Annotated in this window: 5 protein-coding genes and 1 tRNA gene; 4 read left to right on the top strand and 2 right to left on the bottom strand. The window is 31.5% G+C overall.

Annotated elements, in window-relative coordinates; translation table 11 throughout:
• Positions 1-1,084: 1,084 nt before the first annotated feature.
• Positions 1,085-1,160, bottom strand: a tRNA-Thr gene (locus tag FS875_RS09175).
• 1,052 nt (positions 1,161-2,212) lie between these two features.
• Positions 2,213-2,551: a hypothetical protein gene (locus tag FS875_RS10705; RefSeq protein ID WP_144755958.1), complete on the bottom strand. Its 339-nt coding sequence runs from the start codon at positions 2,549-2,551 to the stop codon at positions 2,213-2,215.
• A gap of 183 nt (positions 2,552-2,734) precedes the next feature.
• On the opposite strand from FS875_RS10705, the gene FS875_RS09160 reads away from it, so the two are divergent.
• From FS875_RS09160 to FS875_RS09145, 4 genes are read left to right on the top strand one after another with little or no spacing between them, the layout of a single operon-like run.
• Positions 2,735-4,162 carry an amino acid permease gene (locus FS875_RS09160; RefSeq protein WP_144755955.1) on the top strand — a complete coding sequence of 476 codons (1,428 nt, stop codon included), beginning with the start codon at positions 2,735-2,737 and terminating at the stop codon, positions 4,160-4,162.
• Positions 4,163-4,202: 40 nt separating this feature from the next.
• Positions 4,203-4,883 (top strand): energy-coupling factor ABC transporter ATP-binding protein, encoded by a 681-nt coding sequence (locus tag FS875_RS09155; protein ID WP_144755952.1) that lies wholly within the window; start codon positions 4,203-4,205, stop codon positions 4,881-4,883.
• Positions 4,880-5,518: an energy-coupling factor transporter transmembrane component T family protein gene (locus FS875_RS09150; RefSeq protein ID WP_144755949.1), complete on the top strand. Its 639-nt coding sequence runs from the start codon at positions 4,880-4,882 to the stop codon at positions 5,516-5,518. Before FS875_RS09155 ends, FS875_RS09150 begins: the two co-directional genes overlap by 4 nt.
• A 15-nt stretch (positions 5,519-5,533) precedes the next feature.
• Complete coding sequence (locus FS875_RS09145; RefSeq protein ID WP_144755946.1) at positions 5,534-6,088, top strand: biotin transporter BioY; 555 nt, start codon at positions 5,534-5,536, stop codon at positions 6,086-6,088.
• Positions 6,089-6,451 lie beyond the last annotated feature (363 nt).

The following is a 6,451-nucleotide window of genomic DNA, read 5'->3' as shown; positions in this document are numbered from 1 at the left end:
AAGACAGGATCTAGAATGATTTATAGAAAATTCATTTGAAAAACTTCAATAATTTAAAAATATCTTTTCAATAACAAAGTGAGAAATATAATAATTAACGAAATAATAGGCATTGATTACTAAATAATTTTATAATCCATAATCTATACCATAGAAACTTTTTATAAAAACAAAAAGAGATATTATAGTTAAACATTCTCCAGCTATTAAGTATCTTAGAATCAATATATCGAATACATAACGTATTATACATATTTAATCAAAAAAGCTATAGTTAATTTAATTGTTCCTTATTTTTTCCCTAATTGCTTAATTTTCTTCAAAAAATACCTTCATAAAGGATTTAAAATAAACTGTTACGTAAATTTTTATAAATAAAATATATCTATATGAAAAACATAATGGATATTTTATCTCTCTCTTGTAGTCTGTTTCTAACTGAAACAATATGTTAGAGGAGCATATTCAATCTATAAATTAATGATATTTAATAACTTTTTAAAGAATATTGTACTGTAAAAAAAACTTGAACGGTAGTTTTGGTTATGTATTTTTTATATGTATAATGCTTTCATCTTCTTCATATGAAGCGTTTTGGTTAATGATATTATCTTATCTAGTGTTGTATTTGCTACGTTTCCAACAACATCTTAAGCCAATTAATCAAGCTTTTGAAATCTTTTTAGGTGTAATAACACAAGTTATATAAAAGATCTTTATAAAAGTTGCTTGAAGTTAGAAAGGGAATTGTTCCTTCCCAGCATTTTCACCCATTTATGGAGGATAAAAATAAGATACTCTGTGATAATAGCGATAGATATGTTTCACCCCATGAATGGGCACAGCTTTTTAGTATATCCACAAACGTACTTGGAGAATTCAAAGCGTTACCTCCAGAATCATATAAGTGAGCTAGAGCCGTAAGACAGGAAAAAGAGATATTAGCTTTTATTTAAAAAATATGGAGAAAATAACAACGAACTAAGTAAAATTATATAAGCCATAAAAAGTAGACTAAAAGGTGGTCTTAAAACAAAAAATTAAAGAGAAAATCTATATATTTCAATACACTAAAAACAAAAAGTGGTGCCGCATGCCGGATTCGAACCAGCGACCCCATCATTACGAATGATGTGCTCTACCAACTGAGCTAATGCGGCATAGATTTGCAAGTCAATGAGACAAAACTAATTTGAGGGTAATAGCTAAAAGTATGTATAAAAGCAAGTATGCATTTTTTTTAATAAAGTAACATACTGATTTATAATAATTTATCTCTATTCAATTTAAATTAAAACCTTAAATACCGTAGGATTCTCTTATTTTAAATCTCCCTCATATTGAATAAGTCAAAACCATGTCTTTTGCACGTGACAAGCGGAAGGATCCCGTGTGGATAAAAACTAATAAGAAATGGCTAAAAATATTCTTATGAGTCATCTCAAATACCAAGGGGTGTAGCAACATTTTAGGGCTGTCAAAGTATATGAGGGTGTAGGAGTGTTACTTTATTGGTGTAAAGATGGAGGTGCTGAATGGATTTATCATTATATCATTCATGATGACGTTACAAAATGAGCTTGGGCACATTGAGAAATGCTTCTTAAAAAAGCGCGTGAATATACAATCTAATAGTGTTCTATTTTATGTGAGGGGCATGCCTCTATAAATATACTTTTTAAAAATTTTTCTAGTAATAGTCTCTTGTTTTTTTAGATGTCATAGAGTGGATATTATAAAGGAAGGTGTGAAAAGTTCTTTATCACGGTTTTGCATTATTTACAGACTAGTTTTATTTAATGTATTTTTGGGCATGGAAATTAATTTCAAGAATTTTTAATCTTATAAAGAATGCTGATATTGGAAGACACTTTTTATATATAATTTCTAGTACTAAACTTAAGAAATGTTTTAAGGTATAAAACACAGCCACAGAAAAAAGACTTCAATTCATTTCAATTTTTCTGGGTAGAAGTTTCTTATAGGCGAGGATTAAATTTATTTGCTAATTTCTTTGAGTTGATGCAAATAAAATGATGTGGTCTTTATCGATTAAAAATCATGATTGAACATATTATATTTACTATAATAAAGCGTTTTAACCCGTTTTCATGATCAAATGACTTTTAGTTGTGTTGATAAGGTGAGGAACTCTAGACTACATTGGTTGTGTATAGTACAGTACAGTGAGTTCTAGAAGCCTTTTTCAAATTTAAATATATTCTCCATTATATATATATGATATTTTTTGAAAAGGTTTTTGTTTTTTGTAAGTTAAGATACAAAATATTATTGCTAAAGCAGCAAAGATAATCCATGCAGGTAGATAAGTGAGAGTAATGCAAATAGAGGATAAAAAATCAGGCATTATCTTACAGAGAGATTGATTAAAGTTATAAATATCTGTTTGCAGAAGATTTACTAAAATTTTATTAAGGGGGGTTATCATCCAGTGTGATGTGATGATGGAGTGTGCATTATCAATAACAAACACTATAATTGTTAATGTAACAAAAATGAAAGCCATTAATTTGAATAAAGAGCGAAGCATATTTCTTCCTGTAGTTTTAATGGAACATTTGCATAATGCACAGAAAGATAAGGAGTTGCATTATGACAAAAAAATAGATTTATGTTCTCTTTTATAATTTCTGTTGAAAAAAAAATATGTCGAAGATATTATCGCGCCTTCGTGTAAAGATTACAATCAATATTGAGGGGGGAGTGAAGAATAATGCTTAAGAATGCGAATAATGAATTGAAGCGTAATCTTCAAAATCGCCATATTCAAATGATTGCTTTAGGTGGTGTTATAGGGACGGGGCTTTTTTATGGATCAACAGAGGCAATTCAATTGGCGGGTCCTTCGGCTATTTTAGCTTATCTTTTCGGGGGACTTATTATTTATTTCATTATGCGAATGCTTGGTGAAATGTCTGTAGAAGAACCAACATCGGGTGCTTTTAGTTTTTTTGCTTATAAATATTGGGGGAGTTTAGCAGGTTTTATAACAGGTTGGAATTATTGGTTTCTTTATATTCTCGTCAGTATGACTGAACTTACAGTGATTGGATTTTATTTAGATCATTGGATTATGATTGATCATTGGAAGTCATCTTTTATTGTACTTTTGTTTGTCACACTCGTTAATTTATCTAATGTACGTTTTTATGGCGAATTTGAATTTGGTTGTGCTTTAATCAAAGTTGCTGCTGTTATTGGTATGATTATTTTTGGGATTTTTCTCATTGTCACTGGAATAGGGGAAAATCAAGCGAGTATCCATTATCTTTGGGATCATGGCGGTTTTTTCTCTTATGGAATTATAGGGGTTATTTTGGCAACTTCTGTAGTAATGTTTTCTTTTGGAGGAACTGAGCTTATTGGTGTTGCCGCTGGAGAGGCATCTAATCCACAAAAAACAATTCCGGCGGCTATTCGTCAAGTTATGTGGAGAATTATAATTTTTTATATTGGTTCTATCAGCGTTATTATGATAATCAGCCCGTGGGATATGATTGGAAAAAATGGTAGTCCTTTTGTCACAATTTTTGAAACTGTAGGAATTCCCGCAGCAGGTCATATTTTGAATTTTGTGGTTATTATGGCGGCTATTTCTGTTTACAATAGTGGCATTTATTCGAATGGTCGTATGCTTTATAGTTTAGCAATACAAAAAAATGCACCACATATTTTTAGTAAACTGAGTGCTGCTCGTGTTCCTTATGTTGCTATCCTTTTTTCGTCGTTGTGTACGGCAATAATCGTTGTTATTAATGCTCTTGTTCCTGATAATAGTTTTATGCGAATTATGGCGCTTGCAACTGCTGCTGCGCTTATTACTTGGGCTATTATTGTTATTGTTCATTTGAAATTTCGAAAGGCCCATAAGAACAGAAAAGGAAACTTTATTTATGCGTTTGGTTTATATCCTTACGCTAACTATCTTTGCTTATGCTTTCTTGTTTTATTATTTTGTATAATGCTTATAAGTGGGTTTGGAAAAAATGGATTAATGGCTCGACTTTTGGATATGGTAGGAATAAGAATACCTTTTCTTGAGACGTATATTCCTGTACAGATGCCTGATATGAGTTTGGCAGTTATTATTATTCCTCTATGGTGCTTATTTTTACTTTTAGGCTATAAGCTTAAGCGATAACTATAGCAGGGGTAATAAAAGGGTTTGATTGGAATAAACCTTGGGAATTATAAAATTTGATAAGGTGACACAAGTTTTTGGTGAGTTGTGTGTTTTAAAGAATATTACTATACAACTTACTGAAAGGCGTATCGCCATTATTGGTGCAAATGGTTCTGGAAAAAGTACATTTGTTCGTCTTATCAATGGACTTCAATTACCATCTCATGGTGTTGTAAGTGTTGATGGGCTTGATACAAAATACGATGCAAAGGCGGTAAGGCGTAAAGTAGGGTTTGTTTTTCAAAATCCTGACAATCAAATTGTTTTACCCTTAGTGGAAGAAGATTTATCCTTTGGTCTTAAAAATTTGAAGCTTAGTAAAAATGAAATTAAGGAGCGTGTAGATGAAATTTTACAGCGTTATGATCTTCAAGATTTCAGAAATCACGCTGTTCATCTATTAAGTGGTGGGCAAAAGCAACTCGTTGCTATTTCCAGTGTTGTTGCCATGAAACCAGATTACATTATTTTTGATGAGCCCACAACGTTACTTGATTTACGAAATAAGCATCGCGTTACACAAGTGATAGAAGAATTACCACAAACGGTAATAGTTGTATCGCATGATTTGGAGTTTTTAAAAAAGTTTGATAGAGTACTGGTTTTTGATAAGGGGGAGATAGCAATTGATGATATACCTTTTGTTGCTATCAAGGAATATATAAGAAGAATGTTATGATCGGTTTATATATCCCAAAGGATACATTGATTCATAGGTTAGCTCCAGGAGTTAAGTTATTATTCCTTACAGTATGTGGAACTTTTATAATAATGGTTTCATCTTTACCACTTCTTGGACTCTGTTTATTATTTGTTATCTTATTCTATAGAGTTGCCAAGGTTCCTTTTAGCACTGTGATCAAGCAGTTTAAATCAATGGGATTGCTTTTAGTTCTTCTATTTTTATTTCAAACTATTTTTAGCGGTTGGCTTATGGGAATTGAGGTTATATTACGTCTTTTTGTCCTCTTTTCTTTATCATCACTTATTTCATTTACAACAAAAGTTTCAGATATGGTGGATACAATTGAAGCAGGGCTTCAGCCTTTTCATTGTTTTGGTATAAATCCATCAAAAGTCAGTATGGTTCTCTCTATGGCAATCAGATTTATTCCTCTTTTGAGTGAAAAGTTTAATGAAGTTCATGAAGCACAGCAAGCACGAGGACTTAATACTAACATTGTCGCTCTTGCAATACCTTTAATTATACGAACCATAAGAATGGCTTCAGAAGTGGCTGAAGCATTGGAAGCGCGTTCTTATGATGCTGACACTATTGATATATCATCTCACAATAATCCAAGTTTTTTATAGTAAAAGAAGAATTAAATGAATACAAAAGATTTAATCTATATAGCTTTATTTGCTGCTATTTATGCCGTTTTAGGCCTATTCCCTCCTATTTATCTTCCTTTTCTTCTAGGAGTCCCTATTACAGCCCAGTCGATGGGACCGATGTTAGCAGGATCTATACTTGGAGCCAAAAGAGGAGCTCTCGCATCACTTCTTTTTCTTGCTCTTGTTGCGATTGGATTGCCTTTATTGCCTGGTGGTCGTGGTGGAGTTAGTGTTTTTTTAGGAGTTACGAGTGGTTATCTTATCAGTTTTCCCTTTGCGGCATTTTTCATTGGCTTGCTAGTTGAGTTATTTTGGAAGCGATTAAATTTTATACTCTTATTCTTGATAAATACTATGGGTGGTATAGGCGTTGTTTATGCTTTTGGTATTCCATGGACAGCGTATATGACACAAGTGTCTTTGCTGACAGTTTTAATAAGTTCTTTAGGTTTTTTAATTGGTGGTTTTTTGAAAGTTCTGATTGCATCTTTTATCGCGCTTACCATTAAAAAAACTATCCCTCTCATTCATTCCAAGACAGGATAGTTATAATTTAACTAAAGTTTTGTATTGCATTGCATGAAAAAGCTAAAATAAAAATAGTAATAAGATAAATTTATTTAATTAATAATGATCAATATGAAACAATTTTCATATAAAAAATAATATTTTCGTATTTTATTTTTAAATTTACTATATGCACTTTAATAGCTGTCTCTTATATACTTCTGTCGTTGCCGACGATACTCCTTGTGTAGATCCTTGTGGTTGTCTTTTCATCAAATAAAATTAATTGATTATTACGTTTATTATACATCTCAGAACCTTCCCTAACTAGCTTCTTACCACCATATTGATCTTCAACATCCTCATTCTCATCACTTTATTCTACTTCATCTTCTTATGATT

Source organism: Bartonella saheliensis (genome assembly GCF_902162175.1).
This window is presented reverse-complemented; position numbering and strand designations above follow the sequence as displayed.